Raw genomic sequence first — 20,082 nt, 5'->3', positions numbered from 1 at the left:
TTGTAGACAACGTCATTGGTCTATGCCAATCTTGTTCAGGTTGGTCTAAACCAATTGCAGAGAAGCTCCGAAAACGATAGGTGCCAATGTCCTGGTGGCAGCCTTCTTCCTGACCATGCTCCAGCGATTGGGTGGTGCAGGCACCTTCGCAGTGTTCGGTGTTCTGGCTATCCTCGGCTTTATGTTTGTCCGCAAGTTCGCTCCCGAGACGAAGGGCCGCCCCTTGGAGGAAATACAGCAGTACTGGGAAAACCGTGGGAAGTGGCCGGAGGCTGAGGCAGCCGGGCAGGTCCCCCCACAGGAAATCACCGAAGTGGCGGCTAGCCGATGACGCCGGCAGTGTTGGGCCTTCATATTGGAGGTTCCAAGACACATGCTGTCCGTTCGGATGTGCACTCGGAGTCGGACTCGAGCCTGGGCGCGAAGGCAAGCGATGCGCCTCTGGAGATCACCGAGGCGAGCGCCAACCTGTCCTCAGTGGGGCATCAGGGAGCCGATGCCGTGCTGCGGCGGATCGCGGTTGCCGTCGGTGACGGTGTCGAGGCGGTTTGCGCAGGCGCCGCGGGGGCTGATACTCCTGCCAGCAGGGCAGTCCTGAGTGCTTTACTTACAGGGTATTTTCCCGGCGCCAGGATTGAGGTGGTCCATGACACCCGCATCATCCTCGCCGCAGCAGACCTCGACGCCGGAGCGGTCCTGGTCGCAGGCACCGGCTCGGTAGCTTGGGGCCGGAACCGGGAGGGACGGGAAGCGCGCAGCGGCGGCTACGGCTACTTGCTCGGCGATGAAGGCGGAGGCTATTCCGTGGTGCGTGACGCGGTCCGGGAGGCCTTGCGGGAGTATTACGCGGGGCTGGAACCCGGCACCATGGTCAGCGCACTCTTGGCTGCGACGGCGAGCGCGGACGCGCTGCAGCTCATGGATCTGTTCTATGCCAAGCCCGAGCCGGACCACTGGGCGGGCCTTGCCCCGCTGGTCCTGGACCTTGCAGTTGAGGGTGATCCTGCTGCGTTGCGTATTCAAGCCGAAGCGGCACATTCTCTGGCCACGTTGGCCAGGCAAGTACTGGGCGAGCTCGGATTGGACCTGCCGTTGGTGATGGCTGGCGGCCTTCTGGTCAATCAACAGCAGTTGGCGGGGGCTGTTGCCCGCAAGGTTGCCGTGGATGATCCCTCGCTGATCAGGATCCAGAGCCAGGCGCCGGTGCACGGGGCCGTAAAGCTCGCACGGCAGCTGATCCAGCCCTGACTCCCGGAGATTTTGCCCCTTCGAACAACAGACAGGAACCATGACGATCACTCCTACCTCCCCAGACGTCTCGCAAAATACTCCCGGCGTGAAGATGGCCCATGAGATCGGCGAGCAGCCCCGGGTTCTTGCCGGGCTCCTGGACTCAGGCCGGCGCCAGTTCGTGGCGATGGCGGACATCATCAAGAAGGCGAGCCCTCGGTTTGTCCTGCTGGCCGCCCGCGGCACGAGTGACCATGCGGCTTTGTACGCGAAGTACCTCATTGAAATCAGCTTGGGGCTGCCGGTTGGCCTCGCATCGCCGTCGACCCTCACCGCCTATGGCGCCACGCCCCAACTGGAGGGCGTGCTGTGGTTGGCGGTTAGCCAGTCCGGCGGCTCACCGGACCTGGTGGTGTCGACGGCGGCAGCTCGCCGCCTGGGCGCCCTCACTGTTGCGGTGACAAACTCGCCGGAGTCCGCGCTGGCTGGGGCGGCGGAGCATCACCTGGATATTCGGGCGGGAACTGAAACTGCAGTCGCTGCTACCAAGAGCTACACGGCGCAGCTTCTGGCCCTGTGGTTGTTGGTTGATGCGTGGCGTGATGGGACGTTCGTCGACGCCGCGGGTCTTCCAGAGTGGGCCGCTTCCGTCCTTGCCGACGACACCGTGCTGGAGGTCGCTGGTGGTTACCGTTTTGCGGATCGCATCGTCACTACGGGTCGTGGCTATTCCTACCCCACGGCGAGGGAAGGCGCCTTGAAGCTCATGGAAACCTCCTATCTTCCTGCCCAGGCATTCTCTGGCGCGGACCTCCTGCACGGCCCGTTCGCGATGATCGACTCCCAGCACCCGGTGATTGCCGTCGTGCCAGAGGGAATCGGAGGTGCGGCGATGCGCCCGGTCCTGGACAGACTCTCGGAGCGGGGGGCGCACGTGTGCGTGGTGGGCGATCCCGCTGCCGCCCTTCCAGGCAGTTTGGTGCTTCCTTTGCCTGCGGGCGTTCCGGAGGAGCTTTCTCCTATCCTGCAGATCCTGCCCCTCCAGCGACTGGCGTTGCAGTTGTCGGTGGAGCGCGGCAATGATCCGGATGCGCCGCGCGGCCTGCTGAAGGTCACTGAAACCTGGTAGGCGCAGCAACCTGGTAGGCGCAGCATCCTGGTGCGCGCCCGTGCGTGGCGGGATGTGCAGGCCGCATCCAGCCACGCGGACCGATGATGCGTTCAGGTAACGGGAGTAGTCTGGATTCATGCCTCTCACGTGTGGTGGTCGGTAGCAATGGCGCGGGCCAGGCAGCGGTGGCTGCCAGCTCTCCTGATTCCCCTTGTGCTGGCACTGGCGGCGCTCTTTGGCTCTGTCCAGGCCGGCGCAAGTGTTTCGCTGCCGCCCAAAACGGCCGATGAGATCCTGGCGATGATAGCCCGTACCGAGGTGCGCGCTTTATCCGGCACTGTGGTGCAAACTGCGGAGTTGGGGCTGCCTGAAGTTCCCACGGCTGGCCCGGGAATCGTGCCCGGAGCCACGTCGGCTCTTGAGTTGCTCACAGGCTCGCACACGGCGCGGGTCTATCTGGACGGGCCCTTCAAGGCCAGGCTGCAGATCCTGGACCGGATGGCCGAACGTGACTTTGTGGTCAATGGCGGCGATGCCTGGTTCTACAACTCCGCGGACAACAGCGCAACGCACTTGAGCGTCCCTGTGCCGTCAAAGGCTGAGCGGAGAGGATCCCCTCCAAGCGAAACACCCCGTCCTGACATTCCCACTCCGGAGGCGATGGCCAGTCATTTCTTGTCAGCCATTGATTCCAGCACCAAAGTAACGGTGGGCGATGCTTCCACCGTGGCGGGTCGCAGTGCGTACCGGCTGAGTCTGGAGCCGCGCAGTGATGGAACTTTGGTTGATTCTGTATCGATCGACGTCGACTCCGAAACCGGTTTGCCGCTGGGCGTCGAGGTCCGCGCGAAAGGCCAGCAGGAGCCCGCGTACTCACTTGCCTATACAGACGTGAACTTCTCCACACCTGACGCGGCCCTGTTTACCTTCACTCCTCCTGCCGGTGCCACTGTCACGGAGAAGCCGGTCCCCATGAAGCCGGTGCCGCCTGCGATGGAAGGTCCTGCTGCCCCGGCACCGGATGCTCCCGTCCCAAGCCCCAATGAGCCAGCTACCACTGAGCCGGCTCCGACCCCGGATGCTGTTGTTCCAACTCCTGAGGGATCAGCCACTCCGATGCTCCCCCACCCCAGCCCTTCAGTGACCGGTGAAGGGTGGGACACCGTGATCGGCTTGCCCGCTGGAACGGCGCCCGCCGAACTCACCTCGAACCCGCTACTCGCCCAGGCCCTGCAACCCGTGAGTGGCGGACGAGCCTTGACTACCTCCTTGGTGAGCGTCCTCATTCTCGACGACGGCCGCGTGTTTGCGGGATTGGTGCCGTTGGACCGGCTGGAATCAGCCGCGACGGCACCATGATCGGCACCCCATGATCGGCAGCCTGTGACGGAGATCCGTGAAACTGCACCCGGCGCTCAATCGATTGACCTTGCCATAGAAACCCATGGCCTCGTGAAGCGCTTTGGGCACCGTTCCGCGGTGGATGGCATTGACCTTGCGGTCCCCCGTGGTGCGGTGTTCGGTTTCCTGGGGCCCAACGGTTCGGGAAAGACCACCACCATCCGGGTCTTGCTGGGGCTCGCTTCAGCGAACAGCGGTGAAATACGGGTTCTGGGCAGGGAGATGCCGCAGCAATTGGCCTCGGTGTTGCCCGAGGTCGGCGCGCTGGTGGAGGGGCCGGGCTTCTACCCATTTCTTTCCGGAGCGGCCAATCTACTGCGGTTGGACTCCGCTGATCGCCATGCATCCTCTTCCACCCGACGCCAGCGCGTGGACGAGGCGTTGGACCGCGTAGGCCTCAGCCATGCAGCGGGGAAGAAAGTGCGTGCCTACTCACTGGGTATGAAACAGCGCCTCGGGCTGGCCAACGCCATGCTCCGGCCGCGGGAACTGCTGGTGCTCGACGAACCAACCAACGGGCTGGACCCCCAAGGTACCCGGGAGGTGCGCAGCCTGGTGCGCTCCCTTGCCGCCGGCGGGACCACAGTCTTCGTTTCCAGCCACCTCCTGGCCGAGGTGGAACAGATGTGCACCCATGTGGGCGTGATGAGTGCCGGACGGCTGGTAGCCCAAGGACCGCTGGATGAACTGCGCTCTGCCGGGCAAGCGCACGTCCTGGTGCGAACGCCCGACGTCGAACGTGCTGCCCGTGTTCTGGCCCGGTTGGGTCTGGTACCCGGCGAAGCGCCTGGCCGCGAGGTGGTCCAGGGAAACGGCCTGGACGGCGTTAAGCCTGAAGAGATCGTTGCCGCGTTGGTGGCCGATGGCGTCAGGGTCAGGGGCTTCACTGTGGAGAACGCAAGCCTGGAGGAGCGCTTCGTGTCCTTGACCGGAGAGGGGTTCGACGTTGTCGGCTGAAACTGCTGGAAGGGCTGGAGCGACTCCTACTACTGGTACGACTGCTACTTCCAATGACAATGCTGTCCATCCCGGGATGGGGTGGGCGCTGCTTGGCTCGGAGCTATCCGTGCTGTTCCGTCGCCTCCGGACCTGGGCAATGCTGGTGGCCCTCGCCGCCGTTCCGATCCTGATTGCCCTTGCAGTCAAGCTCTCGTCCCGGCCAGCGACACCCGGTCGCGGGCCATTATTCTTGGATCGCATCACCCAGAATGGCCTCTTTGTTGCTGTGACAGCCCTGGTGGTTTGTGTCCCGCTGTTCCTCCCCCTCACCATCGGAGTGGTGGCAGGAGACACCATCGCCGGAGAGGCCAACCTTGGAACGTTGCGCTATCTGCTCCTGGCACCGGCGGGGCGTATCCGCCTGCTCTTGATCAAGTACGCCGGTGCCGTCGCTTTCTGCTGCGCCGCAACGGCCACCGTCGCAGCGGCAGGTGCTCTGGCCGGCGTCGTGTTCTTCCCTATCGGTCCCGTGACGCTACTTTCAGGGGACACGATCGGGGTTGGCGAGTCTGTATTGCGATCCTTGCTGATTGCTGCTTACATCACGGTCTCGCTTCTGGGATTGTCTGCGATCGGGCTGCTCATCTCGACCTTCACGGATGTCCCCGTAGGGGCGATGGCGGCGACCATCGTCCTCTCGGTGGTATCGCAGGTCCTGGATAACCTGCCACAACTCGATTGGCTGCATCCCTGGCTGTTCAGCCACCACTGGCTGGGCTTCGCCGACCTCCTGCGGCAACCGATCGCCTGGACATCGTTCGGTGAAAACACGCTGCTCCAAGCGGGCTATATTGCCGTCTGTGGCGCGCTGGCCTACGCGAAGTTCTCCACCAAAGACATCCTGTCCTAGCTTTGACGTAGGCTCTCTGCATGGCCAGATTCTTTGACGTGCACCCTGAAGATCCCCAACCACGCGCCATCGGCCAAGTGGTAAATATGCTCCAAAGCGGCGGGCTGATCGCCTACCCCACCGACTCCTGCTACGCACTGGGTGCCCAGATCGGCAACAGGGAAGCCTTGGATCGTATCCGGACTATCCGGCAGTTGGACGACAAACACCACTTCACCCTGGTCTGCAAGGATTTCGCCCAAATGGGGCAGTTCGTGATGATCGATAACGATGTCTTCCGCAGCATCAAGGCCGTCACCCCAGGCAGCTACACCTTCATCCTTCCGGCCACGCGCGAGGTTCCCAAGCGCCTGCTCCACCCAAAAAAGAAGACAGTGGGCGTACGCATCCCGGATCACAAAGTGGTTCAGGCGCTCTTGGCGGAGCTCGGTGAACCCTTGCTTTCCAGCACGCTGCTGCTGCCCGACCAGGAAGAGCCCCTCACTCAGGGCTGGGAAATCAAGGAGCGGCTGGACAACGAAGTAGACGCCGTGATCGATTCCGGGGATACCGGTTCCGAGCCCACCACGGTGATCGACTTCTCCAGCGGCACGGCAGAAGTAGTTCGGCGCGGAACGGGCGATCCTTCACGGTTCGAATAGGGTCCCAACGGGGGTCGAACCGCAATCAGCGGAACTGGAAACGGCACCTCGCGTTCAAAGCGACCTGGGCGAGTCCTGCCAGTTCCAAAGCGATGGCCGAAGGTTGCGTAGACAGGGGCGACGGCGGGTAGGCCAAGGAAATGGTGAGCTGACGGTTCCCATCAGCACTGCTGATGGAGATGGTGCCATAGCCCGGTACGTCACCTGAGTGGCCGTAATAGTAGCCGTTGGTGCACCTGTCCTTCCAGTGGTCCAGGCCCAATCCGTAATCGGCGAAAACCGAACCCTTCATCTCTACCAGGCTCTCCGGTAACAGCAGCCGCCCCTTGAGCAACGCTGCGTAGAAGGCATTGATGTCCGTAACGCTGGCGATCAAGCCGTCGGAAGCCGGGCCGCCTTGCTGGACGCTACGCGTGACGTCCACCGTTTCACCCCCCACCACTGCATAACCATGGACCAGGGTGTTTGAAAGGGGGCCCTCGTCCAACAGCATGGTTGAGTGCAGATCCAAGGGATCCAGGATGTCCGTTCGCAGCACCGCGCCCAGTGGAGCGCCCCGGAGCCGCTCCACCAAAAAGCCAAGGACTGCATAATCCGAAAGTCCGCTGGCATAGGGAGTCCCTGCCGTGTGGCCCAGCAATTGCCGGACTGTCACAGACTCCGGCTCTGCCGGCAGGAGGACTTCGATCCCCGGCAGATATTTGGCGATCGAATCCTCAAGTACCAGCCGGCCTTCTTCGACCAGCTTCAACACGGAAACTGCCACCATGGTCCGTGTAAGCCCGCCCACCCGGATCGGATCGTCCGCCTGCACAGGAGCACCTCCGTGAAGGCTCCTGACACCCGCCGCGTGCCTCCACACTTGTTGGCCGGCCCTGGCTTCCATCAGCACCGCGGGGGAACCGTTCTGGAGCATCTCGCGGCTGAAGAGTTCCAATGCTGCCTGCAGCTCGGCAAAGGCGGGTGTTGTTGGTGGTGAGGGTGATGCCGTCGTGGACTGTGCCCTCCCGGATGGCGGCCTGGGCACTGTGGGAGGGACCGACGTCGAGCTTGTCATTGGTGCCGGCGGAAGCGGGTTGGGCTGCGGTTCGTCCGTGCAGCCAGCGAGGAACAGGCCGCACACAAGCGCTGCAGTCACAACTCCCCTGCGTGAACCTGGATGCATGCTTGCTCCTGCGGTTACTCCTCCTGTTTGCGAGCGCGGCTCGGCTGTACCCGCATGGGCTCGCCCGGCATCTTGGGAAATTCCGGTGGGAACGGCATTTCGCCTTGGCCGTTCTTGACGTCGCGCTCCCACCATTGCAGAAGGACGTCGATGTCTCCGGGCTTCTCATGCATAGTGGCCCAAGGGTCGCCTGTCGCCTTCAACCGGTCCGGAACTGTGCTGATGGTGTATTTGGCCGGATCGGCATTCTCCAACTCTTCCCACATCAATGGGCACGATACCTGTGCATTTGGCACGGCCCGCGGGCTATATGCACCGGCAATCGTCCGGTCCCGGTTGGCCTGGTTGAAGTCCACGAAGATCCTGGTCCCGCGTTCTTCTTTCCACCATGCCGTGGTGACCTTCTCCGGCATCCGTCGCTCCAACTCCCGGCCCGCAGCGATCACCGCGTGGCGCACTTCCAGGAATTCATGCTTGGGGTGGATGGGCGCATACACATGCAGTCCACGGTTGCCCGAGGTCTTGATGAAGGCCGTCAGCCCGGCTTCGTCCAACAACGCGCGGAGTTCCTGCGCGGCCGGTATGGCGTCATCAAAGTCCGTTCCCGGCTGCGGATCGAGGTCGATACGCAGCTGGTCGGGATTGTCGGGATCGTTGGCACGGGAAGCCCACGGGTGGAAGACGACCGTGTTCATTTGCGCTGCCCACACCGCGGCCGCAGGTTCGTCGATCACCAACTGCGGATGGGTCCGGGCGCTCGGATAGGTCACCATGACCGAGCGGACATACTCCGGCGCACCCTTGGGAGGGTTCTTGGAGAAGAACATCTCGCCCTCGATGTTGCCGGAGTAACGCTGGAGACTGACGGGCCGGTTGCCGTTGGCCGCCACAAAAGCATCGCCCACATCCACCAGGTAGTTAGCCAGGTCCAGTTTCGTCAGTCCGGCCTCGGGCCACATGACGCGGCTTGGACTTGAAATCCGAACTTCGCGGGGGCCCTCGGGACCGGGCACGGAGACTGTTGCTGATTCGCTCGCCATGGCCACAAGCTACCCCGTCGAGGGCGTTCACGTCAGCATCCTGCGTTCCTTTTTTCGGGCGGCGTGAAGTAGTGCCTGACAGCTCAAAGGCCAAACTGCACCATGATGGATACATGCCAAACACTGAAACCGCCCTGACTGTTGCCGTGGGAGACACCAAGGTATCGGCGATCCACGTCCGTCCGGAGAAGTCGTTCGCGACCCTCGTAGTTGCCCACGGCGCCGGAGCAGGCAAGGAACACCCCTTCCTGCAGGGATTTGCCGAAGCGATGGCGGAGGAAGGCGTCAGTACCCTGCGCTTCAATTTTCCGTACCGGGAAGCCGGACGCCGTTTCCCCGACCGTCCGCCCGCAGCGATTGCCACGTGGCGGGCCGTCATGGAAAAGGCCGCGGATCTCGCAGGCGATGAACCGTTGTGGGCCGGCGGAAAATCCTTTGGGGGTCGGATGGCATCCATGGCCGTAGCTGAGGGAATGCCTGCAGGTGGTCTGGTGTACCTCGGTTATCCACTGCACGCACCGGGCAAACCTGAGAAGCTCCGCGATGAACACCTCTATGGGATAACCGTGCCCATGCTCTTCCTCCAGGGCACCCGGGATACGTTCGCGACGCCGGAACTTCTGGAGTCTGTGGTGGCCAAAATTGGCCCGACGGCGACGCTCCAGTGGAGCGAAAATGCCGACCATTCGTTTGTGGTCAAGGGCCTCAAGCGCAGTGCCGCCGAGATAGGTGCCTCGCTTGCACCCGCGGTAGCGGGGTTCATGAGGGAAAACAGTTGAGGAACTACTTCGGCACCGGTTCGTGGCGCAGATACGATCGCCGGAAGCGCCCCGTACCCGCGGTGAGCGCCCGAAGTTCAACGGCGTAGCGCAGAAGCTCCTGGTCAGGGACTTCTGCGGTGATCTCAGTACCCTCGCCGTTAGCTGCCGTAGTTCCGGTCACCCGTCCCCTCCGGCCCGACAAATCACTCATCACCGCCCCCACGTGTTCGTCCGGGACGCTGACCACCACGGCGGACACGGGTTCCAGAAGCTGGATCCTGGCCGTTGACGCGGCTTCTCGAAGCGCCAATGCACCGGCTGCCTGGAAGGCTGCATCTGAGGAATCCACGCTGTGCGTTTTTCCGCCCACCAAGGTGACCTTGATATCCACCACGGGGAACCCAGCGGAAACGCCCTTGAGCATCTGGGAGCGCACGCCCTTCTCCACGGAAGTGACGAACGTTCCAGGAATAACACCGCCCACCGTCTTGTCAGCGAATTCAAACCCCTCCCCGCGCGCCAACGGCTCAACTTCGATGTCGCAGATGGCGAACTGTCCGTGTCCGCCTGATTGCTTGACATGCCGGCCGTGCCCTGCGGCCTTACTGGCGAAGGTCTCACGCAGCGGCGTGATGACCTCCACCGTTTGAAGCTTGACGCCCTGGTTGCGCAGCCTGTCCAATATCACTTCGGCATGCGCCTCACCCATGCACCAAAGAATCAACTGGTGCGTGTCCTGGTTGCGTTCCACCCGAAGCGTCGGATCTGCCGCGACTACCTTCCCGATGCTCTTGGCGAGCGCGTCCTCGTCGCTACGGGACACTCCTTCGATCGCTATGGGCATCAGCGGCTCAGGCATGTTCCAGGTTTCGATCAGCAGCGGAGCGTCCTTGTCCGAGACAGTGTCCCCGGTCTCCGCGTTTGCCAGCTTGCTGATGGCGCAAATGTCACCCGCGATGCACTCCGAAACAGCCTTCAGGCTCGATCCGACGGGCGAGTACAGATGCGTGACTCGTTCATCGCTGTCGTGGTCCTCGTGGCCCCTGTCCGCTAGTCCCCTGCCGCCGATGTGGATGGCTGAATCTTCACGGAGGGTCCCGGAAAAAACACGGACCAGGCAGACGCGGCCCAGGAACGGATCCACGGTAGTCCGCACTACCTCGGCAGCGAGGCGTCCTGCGGAATCGCATTCCAGTGGTTTCAAGGATGAACCATCGAGTTTCATCACTGGGGGCGCCGTGCGTTCCAGGGGCGAAGGCAAAGCATCGATCATCAGTGCCATGAGCTCGGGAAGCCCCAAACCCGTCTCCGCCGAAGTAGCCATCACAGGGAAGAAGGAGCCCCTGGCCACGGCGGTTTCCAGGTCCTTGATGAGGTCTTCCAAGGGCAACTCTTCACCGCCCAGATAGCGGTCCATCAAGGTCTCGTCTTCGCTTTCGGCAATGATGCCTTCAATCAAGGGGCCGCGGGCTTCCTCCACGACGGGATCATCGTTGTTCCCCTCGAGCACCCCTGCCAACCCTCCGCCAGAGGGCAGATACAGCGGAAGGACAGACTCACCGAAGGCTTCCTGGCAACGTACGACGGCGGCGCTGAAGTCCGCGCGGGGGTGGTCCAGGCGGCTGACTACTACAGCCCGCGGCATGCGGATCTTCTCGCATTCACCCCACAAGGCGATGGTGGCGCCGTCGATGCCGTCCACGGCGGAGACGACAAAGAGGGCCGCATCGGCGGCCCTCAACCCTGCTCGTAATTCCCCCGTGAAATCCGTGTACCCCGGAGTGTCGATCAGGTTCACTTTGACCTCGCCCACCAGGATCGGGGCCACGGACATGGTGACGGACCTCTGCTGATGGATGGCTGAAGGGTCTGAATCGCTGACAGTTGTTCCCTCAGTGATGGAACCCATCCGGGTGATGGCACCGGTGGCAGCCAACAGCGCCTCAACGAGCATCGACTTCCCTGCACCTGAATGCCCTACGAGTGCCACGTTGCGTATCTTGGCAGGATCACTTGCCGCCAGAGCCGTTCCGTTCTCGCTTCGCCGGGACTCGGGTGTGCCGGGTCCGGCCGCCTTGGCCGTCTCCCGTGTGCCCTTCGCGGACATGAGCACCTCCTGGTGTCCTATCCAAGCTCGGAGTTCGAACGCGCCGAAAGGTTCGAACGTGTAAGAGGATTGGACACCCTGAGGCGACCACAGGGCAAGACCCGGCCGCGGACGAAGAGCCAGCGCGAAGTGGCCAAGGGGTTCTAGGCCGCGACCATCCCCCATAACAACCATGCTGAGGTGACTGTGCTCCCTGTGATGACCACGGAGAATCCTGTCAGCCACAGGAACGACGGGACACCAGTGGTTCGGCCAAGGATGTAGGCGTCCGACGCTGCTAGCCGGTCCCGGCGCCGTGTATGGACGCCGGCGAGCTTGAAGAGGTCCCGCACGGCACCCACTGACAGGGCGATCCCCAGGGCCAGCACAATGTAGTTGACGATGGTGGGCGATCCGAAGAGGAGCAAAAGCTGGGCGATAGCTGCGCTGACCACCGCCACGAGGATCCCTGTCAGGTTGCGCAGGAAAATCAGGGAGACGAGCAGGATGAGGGCGCCCACAGACATCGCGGCTCCCGATCGGCCCGCGGCGAACGCAGCAATTAAGGCAAGTCCCACGACTGCCGGGGCGGGATAACCCCAGAACCCTGACCAGGCTGCGCCGAAAGGGCTCCGGCCGCTGCTGACGAGGCGACCCGAATGATCCAGTCCGATGCGAAGACTGTGGACAAATCGCCCCGTCATGAGGGCGGCATATGCGTGGCCAAGCTCATGGACGAATGTCACGTAGAGACCGAACCATCGCCATGTGGCTCGAGGGATGCTCAGAATGGTGGCTCCAGCGAGAATCGCCAACAACGCAGGCAGGGGCACGGCAGTAGTCTGGACGTCGGTGAAGCCACGGACTACGGCCGCCCACCAGGTTTGCAGCAAGTTCACAGCAGGGTTCACAGCCCCGTTCACAGCGCCGAGGATTTGAGGCGTGAACGGAGTCCCGCTACCAGGATCTCCAAACCGAAATCGAAGGCCGCTTCACCACGCTGGTCCGGCGGACCGGCGTGCGTCAACGCCTGGGTAAGGGTCGGGTAGCCGTGAACCGGAGGTGCCCACACGACGTCGGGAGCGGCCAGGTCCAACGCAAATCCCAAGGCAAAACTGTCGATGGTGGAGATCGCCGAAACCACATCCTGTCCCTGGAAACCGGCCTTTTCCAGGGCGACGGCCAGATTCTCGTAGAGAGCCAGCACCTGATCGTCCTGCACCGTTTGCAACACCAGCAGCGGGGCCAGACGGGGATGCCGGGCGAACGCGTCACGGTAGCTGCGGACAATAACTCTGAGGGCCTCCTCCCAGTCCTGCCCTTCATGGAGGGTGTAGGGGCTCTCGGCGATGATCCGCCCGCGCATGAGCTCCAGTATTTCTTCCCGTCCGCTGACGTGATTGTAAATGGACGATTGGCTGACGCCGATCCTCTTGGCCAGTTTGGGCAGGCTGAAGTCCCCGGCTTCGTCTACCAGCTCCAAGGCGGCGGTGACGAGAGCGTCGATGGATATCAGCGGAACCAGCGGGCGTGGCATTGGGTCTCCAATCAAAGTGTTGTTACGACTCTAGCCAGAACTTTGGGCAAAGGTATTGTGCGCCGAATCACAAGGCCTTACGATAAACGAAAGCCTTTCGCTTATCGATCGGCTCCTCCCCTGAATCTCCCCGCATTAGACCTCCGAGGACACCATGTCTGAAATCGAAACCCGCCCTCCTGAAGCGGATGCTGGAAACGGGCTCAAGAAGAATGCCATCGGCACCGGCGGCATTGCCTTCCTGGTGATCTCCGCAGCAGCCCCCTTGACCGTAATGGCCGGCGTGGCACCTGTGGCCATTGGCATCGGGGGCATTGGCGCCCCCATGGGCTACGTCATCGCCGGCGCCGTTCTGTTGATCTTCGCCGTGGCCTTCATGGCCATGACCAAGCACGTCAAAGCAGCCGGCGGCTTTTACACCTACATCACACTTGCCATGGGAAAAACGGTGGGGCTGGCCTCGGCCATTCTCGCCATCGTTTCTTATAACTGCCTGCAGATCGGCGTCTATGGACTCTTTGCAGTCCAGACCCAGGCCATGCTCCGGACACTCTTCGGCCTGGACGTCCCATGGCCGGCGGTAGCGCTGGCAGCCGTGGCCGCCGTCTGGTTCCTTGGTTATCGGGGCATCGACGTTGGGGCCAAGGTCCTGGGCGTACTGCTCATTGCCGAGACCGCCATACTTGCCGTCATGGGCGCCGGCATTCTGGCGAACGGCGGCGCACAAGGCATCAGCGTTGCCTCCTTCTCCCCCGAGCATGCCTTCACCCCTGGCGTCCTTGCCATCCTTGCTATCTGCTTCGCCGCCTTCATGGGCTTTGAATCCACGGTGCTGTACCGCCGTGAGGCCCGCAACCCTGACAAGTCCGTGCCCCGGGCAACCTACATTGCCGTCGGCTTCATGTCCGTGTTCTACGCCTTCATCGTGTGGACAGTCATCCAGGCCTATGGAGATGGCGACGTGATGGCTGCTGCCGGTGAATTGGCGGACGGCATGTTCTTCGCCACGATCAACCATTACGTGGGACCCTGGGCAGAAGTTGTCATGTACGTACTGATCGTGACCAGCGTGTATGCCTCCCAGCTCGCGTTCCACAATGCCATCAATCGCTACGTTTACATGCTCGCCAAAGACGGCGTCCTTCCCGCATTCCTCGGCAGGACCCACCCGAAGTACAAGTCCCCGCACCGCGCCGGGCAAATCCAGACAGCCCTCGCCGCCGTCGTCATCATCATTTGCGCCATCGCCGGCGCCGATCCCTACAAACAGCTGCTGATCTGGGTCAACACTCCCGGCATCTTCGGCATTGTCGCCTTGCAGGGACTGGTTTCCGTGGCAGCTTTCATCTACCTGCGGCGCAACCCTGACGCCGTGACCAACAGGCTACTCATTCCCTTGAGCATTGCGTCAGCCATCCTGCTGTTTGGCGTGGTTGCGTTGATCGCCATCAACATCGAACTCCTGACGTTCGCCGATGCCCTCACCAACACTGTTCTCATGCTGGTGACGCCCCTCGTTTTCCTGGCCGGTCTGCTGATCGCCCGCAGATTGCGCACCGCCCGCCCCGCCATCTTTGCCCGGATTGGAAGCTTCGAAACCCATGACTCCTGACCTCATCGTGCTTGCTGACACCATCCACACGCTCGACGACCGCCCGGCTAACAGTTCGGGGCCAGCTATTCAGGCCGTCGCCGTGAGTGACGGGTTGATCGCCGCCGTCGGATCCCGGGAGGACGCGCAGCAGTGGCGTCAGCCGGGCACGCGAATAGTGGATCTTGGCAGTGCCACGCTGACGCCAGGCCTGGTTGATTGCCACATCCACCCCGTGTTTGGCCTGGACCTGACCATTGGCTGCGATCTGTCCGGCGCATCCACTTTGGCTGAAGTACGGGCGCTGCTGCAGGCAGAATCAGCGACCTCCGCACCACTAAACGACGGCGGCTGGTTGCGTGCCTGGGGCCTGAACCCGAACGCGTTTGGCCCAGTACCCCTGCACCGGAGTGTGATCGACGAAGTCTCCGGAGACCGGCCGGCCATGATCCGGTTGTTCGACGGCCATTCGGCGTTGGCGAACAGCCGGGCCCTGGAAATGGCTGGGATCCGAGGTCGTGTTGAATTTGACCAGAGCGCCGAGGTGGTCTGCGATGCCGACGGCGTCCCCACCGGGATGCTCCTGGAAGCGGCAGCCATTGAACTGGTGCAGCGTCACATTCCCAAGGAATCGTTTGAGGAACGCAAGGCCCGCCTGGGCAACTTGCTCCGGGACTTCGCCCGGTCGGGCCTCACCGGCGGGCACGTCATGGACCATGACGAGGAGTCGGCCGCCCTCTTTCAGGCTTTGGAAGCCGACGGCGAGCTGCCCCTGCGGCTGCGGAGTGCCCCGTGGTGCATGCCTGGCACTGGCGAGGCTGAGTGGAAGGGACTTGCCCACACCATAGGCACCGGCGGACGCCGCTGGTCCGTCGAGGCCATCAAACTGTTCGTTGACGGAACCGTGGACAACGGGACCGCGTGGCTTTACGAGCCGGACCTGTACGGCCAATCCACTGCGCCATTCTGGCCACGGCCGGAAGAATACACAGCAGCGGTTGGCTACTTTGCCTCCCGCGGCATCCCGACGGCGACCCACGCCATTGGCGATGCCGGCGTGGAACATGTGCTGGACGCCTTGGAGTCGCTCCGCGGTGTTGTGCCCTCGGACGTGCTCCGCCAGACGGTTCACAGGATTGAACACATCGAGACGGTGCCCGACCAGCTGGTGGAACGCTTCCAGCACGCCGAAGTGGTGGCGAGCATGCAGCCCACGCACTGCACGCACTATTCCGTGGCGGACCACAGTGACAACTGGTCCACCAGGCTTGGCAAGGTCCGTGCCGACCGCGCATGGCGTTGCAGGGACCTCCGCGAGGCTGGAGTTACCGTGGGTATCGGCTCCGACTGGCCGATCGCTCCGTACGAACCCTTGCCGATCATTGCAGACGCCCAGTTGCGGCGCCGTTCCGGACATCCGGAACAGGAACCAATCGCACCTTCCCAGGCACTCACCGCACTCCAGGCGCTTGAGGGCTACACCTCGCACGCCGCACGCGCTGCAGGACTGTGGGACGTTTCGGGCTCGATCACGGTGGGTAAACGCGCCGACTTCACCGCGTTCGAGCGCGATCCACTGACCACCGCCCCGGATGAGTTTGCCGCCAGCAGCGTGGTAGGTACGTTCGTGGACGGCGAGATCCAGTTCATCCTGGAAAGGCTTGCCTAGCATTGTTGATCGGGCCAGCCCTTTTGATCCGGCGGGCTACATCCGGTTCTTGGTTTTGGCCGTAGCCAGTGCCGTCCACGGATCTTCGGGCCAGGGATGCCTGGGGTAGCGCCCACGCATCTCTGCCCGAACCTGGGCGTAGGGCCCGGACCAAAACGATGCGAGATCACCTGTCACCGCCAACGGCCTGCCTGCGGGAGACAAAAGGTGGAAAAGCACCGGTACCCTTCCGCCAACAAGGCGAGGCGTGCGGTCCCAGCCGAAACACTCCTGCAGCTTGACCGCCACAACCGGGCTGCCGCCGTCGTGCTCCGCATTCTTTCGATCGGAGCCGTCAAAGCCCTCAGAGACCTCCGGGTACTCGATTCGCACCCTCGAGCCACTGGGCACCTGAAGACGCTCGGGCACCAGGCTGTCCATGTTGGAAGCCTCGGGCCATGGGAGCAGGCGCCGAAGTGGATCGCTGAGGTCAATGGCGGTGGCCGGGGTGCCGGTGGACATGGATTCGAGCTCCGGGGCAAGCCAGTCATCCAACCTTGCCAACAACGCGGATTCGGTGACATCGGGCCACGGATCGCCCAGCTCCCGGTGCAACAGGGACAGACGCCGGCGCAGCGCATCCGCCCCAGCGGACCACCCGATCATCGAGAGTCCTGCCTTTTCCAGTGCAACCGCAACAGCCTGACGGCCCTGCTCTACGCTGGGGCGCACGGGCGTCGAGGACAGCACAAGGGCTCCCAACTTCCGCTCAAGCCTGGCGGTCACCCGCCCTTGGGCGAAACGTGCTGTTACCTCCTCGATCAGGAGCTCCGGCGCCGCGGCGGCCGCCAGCTCTGCGGACAAGGGCGCCGCCGATCGGATCACGGCTCCCGTTCCCGCGGCATCCCTGCCTTGGGCGCGGGAAACCTCCGCCACGGCCAACCAGTCATGCCCGGCCAGCTGGCTACCCGCAGGCAGACCGGCTCTGGTGCCCGAGGTCAGCAGATACGTTGGTGCCCCTTGGCCGGGAACCCGCCTGGCAATACGGTCAGGGAAGGCCAAGGCGACCACGAACCCCGGAGCCTCCCGCGCTGAAATGTCCAGTGCCTGTCGTTCATCAATGCTTTGTTGATTGGCGATGCCCAAAGTTTCCTGGCGCGCGATCAATTCCATCCGCTTGACGTCTTCGGCGAATCGTCGGGCTGCCGGGTCTGATCCGGAACGAACTGCCGCCAAGAGTTTTGTGAGGTCGGCACCCGGTGCGCGTTGATCACCGGCTACCAGTGCCACTGTTTCAGCGGCAAGGCGACGGCCAACCATCGCTGAACCGTCCAGCAGCGCCCGGGCGAGCCGAGGGTCTGCCGGGATCTTCGCGAGCGTCCTGCCCACGTCCGTGACAGTTCCTTGCACTGTCACCGCACCGAGTTCCCGAAGGACCTCGACGGCGTCCTCCATTGCCGCACGAGGTGGTGCGTCGGGCAGTGCAAGCCCACGGCCCCCGGGTGCTCCCCAGCAGGCGAGCACCAAAGCAGCGCTGGTCAGGTCGGCCACCGAAATCTCAGGGGTTTGATGCGCTGGCGCGGCGGCGAAGGCCTGCTGGTCGTAGCACCGAACCACCTTGCCTGGTCCTTGGCGCGCTGCGCGGCCGGCCCGCTGCTCGGCCGACGCCTTTGAGCAGGACACTGTGACCAGACCGGACATGCCCCTGCCCGAGTCACGACGCGGTTCACGTGACAGGCCGGAATCAATGACGAGCCGGACGCCTGGCACTGTAAGTGAGGACTCGGCCAACGCCGTTGACACAATAATTCGAGGAGGGTCGCCGGGTTCCCTGCCTGAAACTGCCCGATCCTGGGCGTCCGCACCGATCTGGCCGTGCAGCTCAAGTACCTCGACGTCGGCCCGGACCAGCCCGCGGAGCCGGCTGGCGACGTCGGACACTTCGCGTACGCCCGGGAGGAAGACCAAAGCGTCAACGTCGGGGTTTTCCATGAGCGCTTCCTCGTGGGCAGCCACCGTTGTTGCGGCAACATGATTGAGGAAGCTGTAGGCAACGCCGCGCTCGTCCAGGCGCGGACCTGAGGCAGGAATCCAGTCGACCTCCAGGGCATGGAGCACGGAAGGACAGTCGACGACGGGAGCCGGCGTGCCGTCGTCGGCCTCCCCCAAGCCGGTTCGCCCCGCCCCGCTTCGCCCCGTCCCGCTTCGCCCTAGCAGGGCGGCGAAACGCGTGGCGTCAACGGTCGCCGACATGGCCACCAGTGTGAGGTCGCCACGGAGTTCCTGGACTTCCGCGAGCATGCCCACGAGCAGGTCGGTTTCGAGTCCACGCTCGTGGACCTCATCCAGGATCACCGCTTGCGTTCCCTCGAGTCCGGGATCAGCCAGGAGGCGCCGCAGGAGAATGCCGGGAGTGACGAACTCCACCACAGTGTCCGAACCAGCGATGCTTTCGCCGCGGACTGTATAACCCACCCGACCGCCCAGACGGCTGCCGTCGAGTGAGGCAAGACGGCGGGCCGCTGAACGCGCGGCCACCCTGCGCGGTTGGGTGACGACGACGCGCGGCTGGCCGGGGTGCCTCTCCCCCACGAGATTGGCCAGCAGTGGAGGAACCAGGGTGGTCTTTCCCGTCCCGGGCGGTGCCTGGACGACCACCGTTCCGCCGTCGCCCTGGCTCTCCAAAGCGGTGGCGAGCCTTCCCAACGAATCAGCGAAAACCAGTCCTGCGCCGATGGTGTCCAGTCTGAAAGTCACCACACCATTGTCCCTGCTTGCCAGCACTAAAAAGGCCACGCCTCCTCGGTGAACCTGACGGCTGCGAGGAGGCGTGGCCCCGTCAACGTTATTGCTCTTGGGTCGGTGTGCTAGCCAATGGTGGACGTGTCAATCACGAAGCGATAACGCACATCGGAGGCGAGCACGCGCTCATAGGCTTCATTGATCTCGCTGGCCGGAATGACCTCGATCTCAGCACCCAGTCCATGCTCGGCACAGAAGTCCAACATCTCCTGGGTTTCGCGGATTCCGCCAATCATGGAGCCGGCGAACCTGCGGCGCCCACCAATGAGTGCGAAAGCATTCACGGGCAACGGCTCGGCGGGTGCACCAACGTTCACCAGCGTGCCGTCAAGGCTCAGCAGTTGCAGGTAGGCGCTGATGTCGATGGACGCGCTGACCGTGTTGATGATGAGGTCAAACGTGCCAGCCAGTTGCTCGAACGTGGCAGGATCACTGGTGGCGTAGTAGTAGTCAGCGCCCAGCTTCAGGCCGTCTTCCATCTTCTTCAGCGACTGCGAGAGGACCGTCACCTCGGCACCCATGGCGTGGGCAATCTTGACCCCCATGTGTCCCAGGCCGCCCAAGCCCACGATCGCGACCTTCTTGCCGGGACCGGCCTCCCAGTGATGCAGCGGGGAGAAGGTGGTGATGCCTGCGCACAGAAGCGGTGCGGCGACGTCGAGATCCAGCGCTTCAGGGATGGTGACGACAAAGTCCTCGTTCACGACCACACTGCTCGAGTATCCGCCCTGGGTGATGCTGCCATCGCGGTCAACCGCGCCGTAGGTGCCCACGTTGCCGTTGAGGCAATACTGTTCCTCACCCGCCAGGCAGTTCCTGCACTCTTTGCACGAGTTAACCATGCAGCCAACACCAACGCGGTCGCCCACTTTGTGCTTGGTGACCTCCGGACCGACTTCGGTAACGATGCCGGCAATCTCGTGGCCAGGGACCAGCGGGTACTGCTGGGGACCCCAATCGCCCCGGACAGTATGGATATCCGAGTGGCAGATACCGGCGAATTTGATGTCAATGTGGACGTCGTGAGGTCCAACTTCGCGACGTTCGATGGTGGTCAGGGTGAGGTCGCCCGTGGCCGAAGGTGAAGCATAAGCGTTAGCGGAAGGCATGTTTCTCCTGCGTGATGAAGATTAGTGGATGCTTCCATCTAACCCTCTTTTCCAAAATGCAAGGAGTTACTGCTGTTAGGGGTAATGACAGGGACTCCCTTGGAGGGCCAA

General features: G+C 63.1%; 17 protein-coding genes. 10 read left to right on the top strand and 7 right to left on the bottom strand.

Annotated features, from left to right (window positions below):
* Positions 1 to 94: 94 nt before the first annotated feature.
* The 7 genes from AC1DCM_RS03485 to AC1DCM_RS03455 all read left to right on the top strand — a co-directional run bounded on the left by AC1DCM_RS03485 (position 95) and on the right by AC1DCM_RS03455 (position 6,232).
* Positions 95 to 331 carry an MFS transporter gene (locus tag AC1DCM_RS03485; protein ID WP_442015507.1) on the top strand — a complete coding sequence of 79 codons (237 nt, stop codon included), beginning with the start codon at positions 95 to 97 and terminating at the stop codon, positions 329 to 331.
* Positions 328 to 1,248: an N-acetylglucosamine kinase gene (locus tag AC1DCM_RS03480; RefSeq protein ID WP_477517307.1), complete on the top strand. Its 921-nt coding sequence runs from the start codon at positions 328 to 330 to the stop codon at positions 1,246 to 1,248. Before AC1DCM_RS03485 ends, AC1DCM_RS03480 begins: the two co-directional genes overlap by 4 nt.
* Positions 1,249 to 1,288: 40 nt before the next feature.
* Positions 1,289 to 2,359, top strand: coding sequence for an SIS domain-containing protein (locus AC1DCM_RS03475; protein ID WP_477517306.1), 1,071 nt, complete (start codon positions 1,289 to 1,291; stop codon positions 2,357 to 2,359).
* A 147-nt stretch (positions 2,360 to 2,506) separates the two neighbouring features.
* Complete coding sequence (locus tag AC1DCM_RS03470) at positions 2,507 to 3,700, top strand: LolA family protein (RefSeq protein ID WP_477517305.1); 1,194 nt, start codon at positions 2,507 to 2,509, stop codon at positions 3,698 to 3,700.
* A gap of 24 nt (positions 3,701 to 3,724) precedes the next feature.
* Positions 3,725 to 4,699 carry an ABC transporter ATP-binding protein gene (locus AC1DCM_RS03465; protein ID WP_477517304.1) on the top strand — a complete coding sequence of 325 codons (975 nt, stop codon included), beginning with the start codon at positions 3,725 to 3,727 and terminating at the stop codon, positions 4,697 to 4,699.
* A 76-nt stretch (positions 4,700 to 4,775) separates the two neighbouring features.
* Complete coding sequence (locus AC1DCM_RS03460; protein ID WP_477517413.1) at positions 4,776 to 5,591, top strand: ABC transporter permease; 816 nt, start codon at positions 4,776 to 4,778, stop codon at positions 5,589 to 5,591.
* A gap of 20 nt (positions 5,592 to 5,611) precedes the next feature.
* Complete coding sequence (locus tag AC1DCM_RS03455; RefSeq protein ID WP_216925826.1) at positions 5,612 to 6,232, top strand: L-threonylcarbamoyladenylate synthase; 621 nt, start codon at positions 5,612 to 5,614, stop codon at positions 6,230 to 6,232.
* A gap of 25 nt (positions 6,233 to 6,257) precedes the next feature.
* Here AC1DCM_RS03455 and AC1DCM_RS03450 read toward each other — a convergent pair whose 3' ends face one another.
* Together AC1DCM_RS03450 and ligD are read right to left on the bottom strand one after the other, a co-directional pair.
* Positions 6,258 to 7,397: a serine hydrolase domain-containing protein gene (locus AC1DCM_RS03450; RefSeq protein ID WP_477517303.1), complete on the bottom strand. Its 1,140-nt coding sequence runs from the start codon at positions 7,395 to 7,397 to the stop codon at positions 6,258 to 6,260.
* Positions 7,398 to 7,411: 14 nt separating this feature from the next.
* Positions 7,412 to 8,437, bottom strand: a complete 1,026-nt coding sequence (gene ligD / locus AC1DCM_RS03445) for a non-homologous end-joining DNA ligase (protein ID WP_477517302.1) — start codon at positions 8,435 to 8,437, stop codon at positions 7,412 to 7,414.
* Between the two features lie 113 nt (positions 8,438 to 8,550).
* On the opposite strand from ligD, the gene AC1DCM_RS03440 reads away from it, so the two are divergent.
* Positions 8,551 to 9,216: an alpha/beta hydrolase family protein gene (locus tag AC1DCM_RS03440; protein ID WP_477517301.1), complete on the top strand. Its 666-nt coding sequence runs from the start codon at positions 8,551 to 8,553 to the stop codon at positions 9,214 to 9,216.
* A 4-nt stretch (positions 9,217 to 9,220) separates the two neighbouring features.
* On the opposite strand, the gene AC1DCM_RS03435 is transcribed toward AC1DCM_RS03440, so the two are convergent.
* The 3 genes from AC1DCM_RS03435 to AC1DCM_RS03425 all read right to left on the bottom strand — a co-directional run bounded on the left by AC1DCM_RS03435 (position 9,221) and on the right by AC1DCM_RS03425 (position 12,821).
* Positions 9,221 to 11,305, bottom strand: a complete 2,085-nt coding sequence (locus AC1DCM_RS03435) for an elongation factor G-like protein EF-G2 (RefSeq protein ID WP_477517300.1) — start codon at positions 11,303 to 11,305, stop codon at positions 9,221 to 9,223.
* A gap of 143 nt (positions 11,306 to 11,448) precedes the next feature.
* Complete coding sequence (locus AC1DCM_RS03430; RefSeq protein ID WP_477517299.1) at positions 11,449 to 12,183, bottom strand: M50 family metallopeptidase; 735 nt, start codon at positions 12,181 to 12,183, stop codon at positions 11,449 to 11,451.
* A 20-nt stretch (positions 12,184 to 12,203) separates the two neighbouring features.
* On the bottom strand, positions 12,204 to 12,821 hold the full coding sequence (locus tag AC1DCM_RS03425; protein WP_477517298.1) for a TetR/AcrR family transcriptional regulator C-terminal domain-containing protein: 618 nt from the start codon (positions 12,819 to 12,821) through the stop codon (positions 12,204 to 12,206).
* 154 nt (positions 12,822 to 12,975) lie between these two features.
* Between AC1DCM_RS03425 and AC1DCM_RS03420 the strand changes: the two genes are divergently transcribed.
* Both AC1DCM_RS03420 and AC1DCM_RS03415 read left to right on the top strand, forming a co-directional pair.
* Positions 12,976 to 14,433 (top strand): APC family permease, encoded by a 1,458-nt coding sequence (locus AC1DCM_RS03420; RefSeq protein ID WP_477517297.1) that lies wholly within the window; start codon positions 12,976 to 12,978, stop codon positions 14,431 to 14,433.
* Positions 14,423 to 16,081: an amidohydrolase gene (locus tag AC1DCM_RS03415; protein WP_477517296.1), complete on the top strand. Its 1,659-nt coding sequence runs from the start codon at positions 14,423 to 14,425 to the stop codon at positions 16,079 to 16,081. Before AC1DCM_RS03420 ends, AC1DCM_RS03415 begins: the two co-directional genes overlap by 11 nt.
* Before the next feature lie 36 nt (positions 16,082 to 16,117).
* Here AC1DCM_RS03415 and AC1DCM_RS03410 read toward each other — a convergent pair whose 3' ends face one another.
* Entirely contained in the window at positions 16,118 to 18,844 is a 2,727-nt protein-coding gene (locus AC1DCM_RS03410) for an ATP-dependent RNA helicase (RefSeq protein WP_477517412.1), read from the bottom strand.
* 83 nt (positions 18,845 to 18,927) lie between these two features.
* Positions 18,928 to 19,971: an NAD(P)-dependent alcohol dehydrogenase gene (locus tag AC1DCM_RS03405; RefSeq protein ID WP_477517295.1), complete on the bottom strand. Its 1,044-nt coding sequence runs from the start codon at positions 19,969 to 19,971 to the stop codon at positions 18,928 to 18,930.
* Positions 19,972 to 20,082: the final 111 nt, after the last annotated feature.

It is taken from the genome of Paenarthrobacter sp. 10N417, from assembly GCF_056394745.1.
This window is presented reverse-complemented; position numbering and strand designations above follow the sequence as displayed.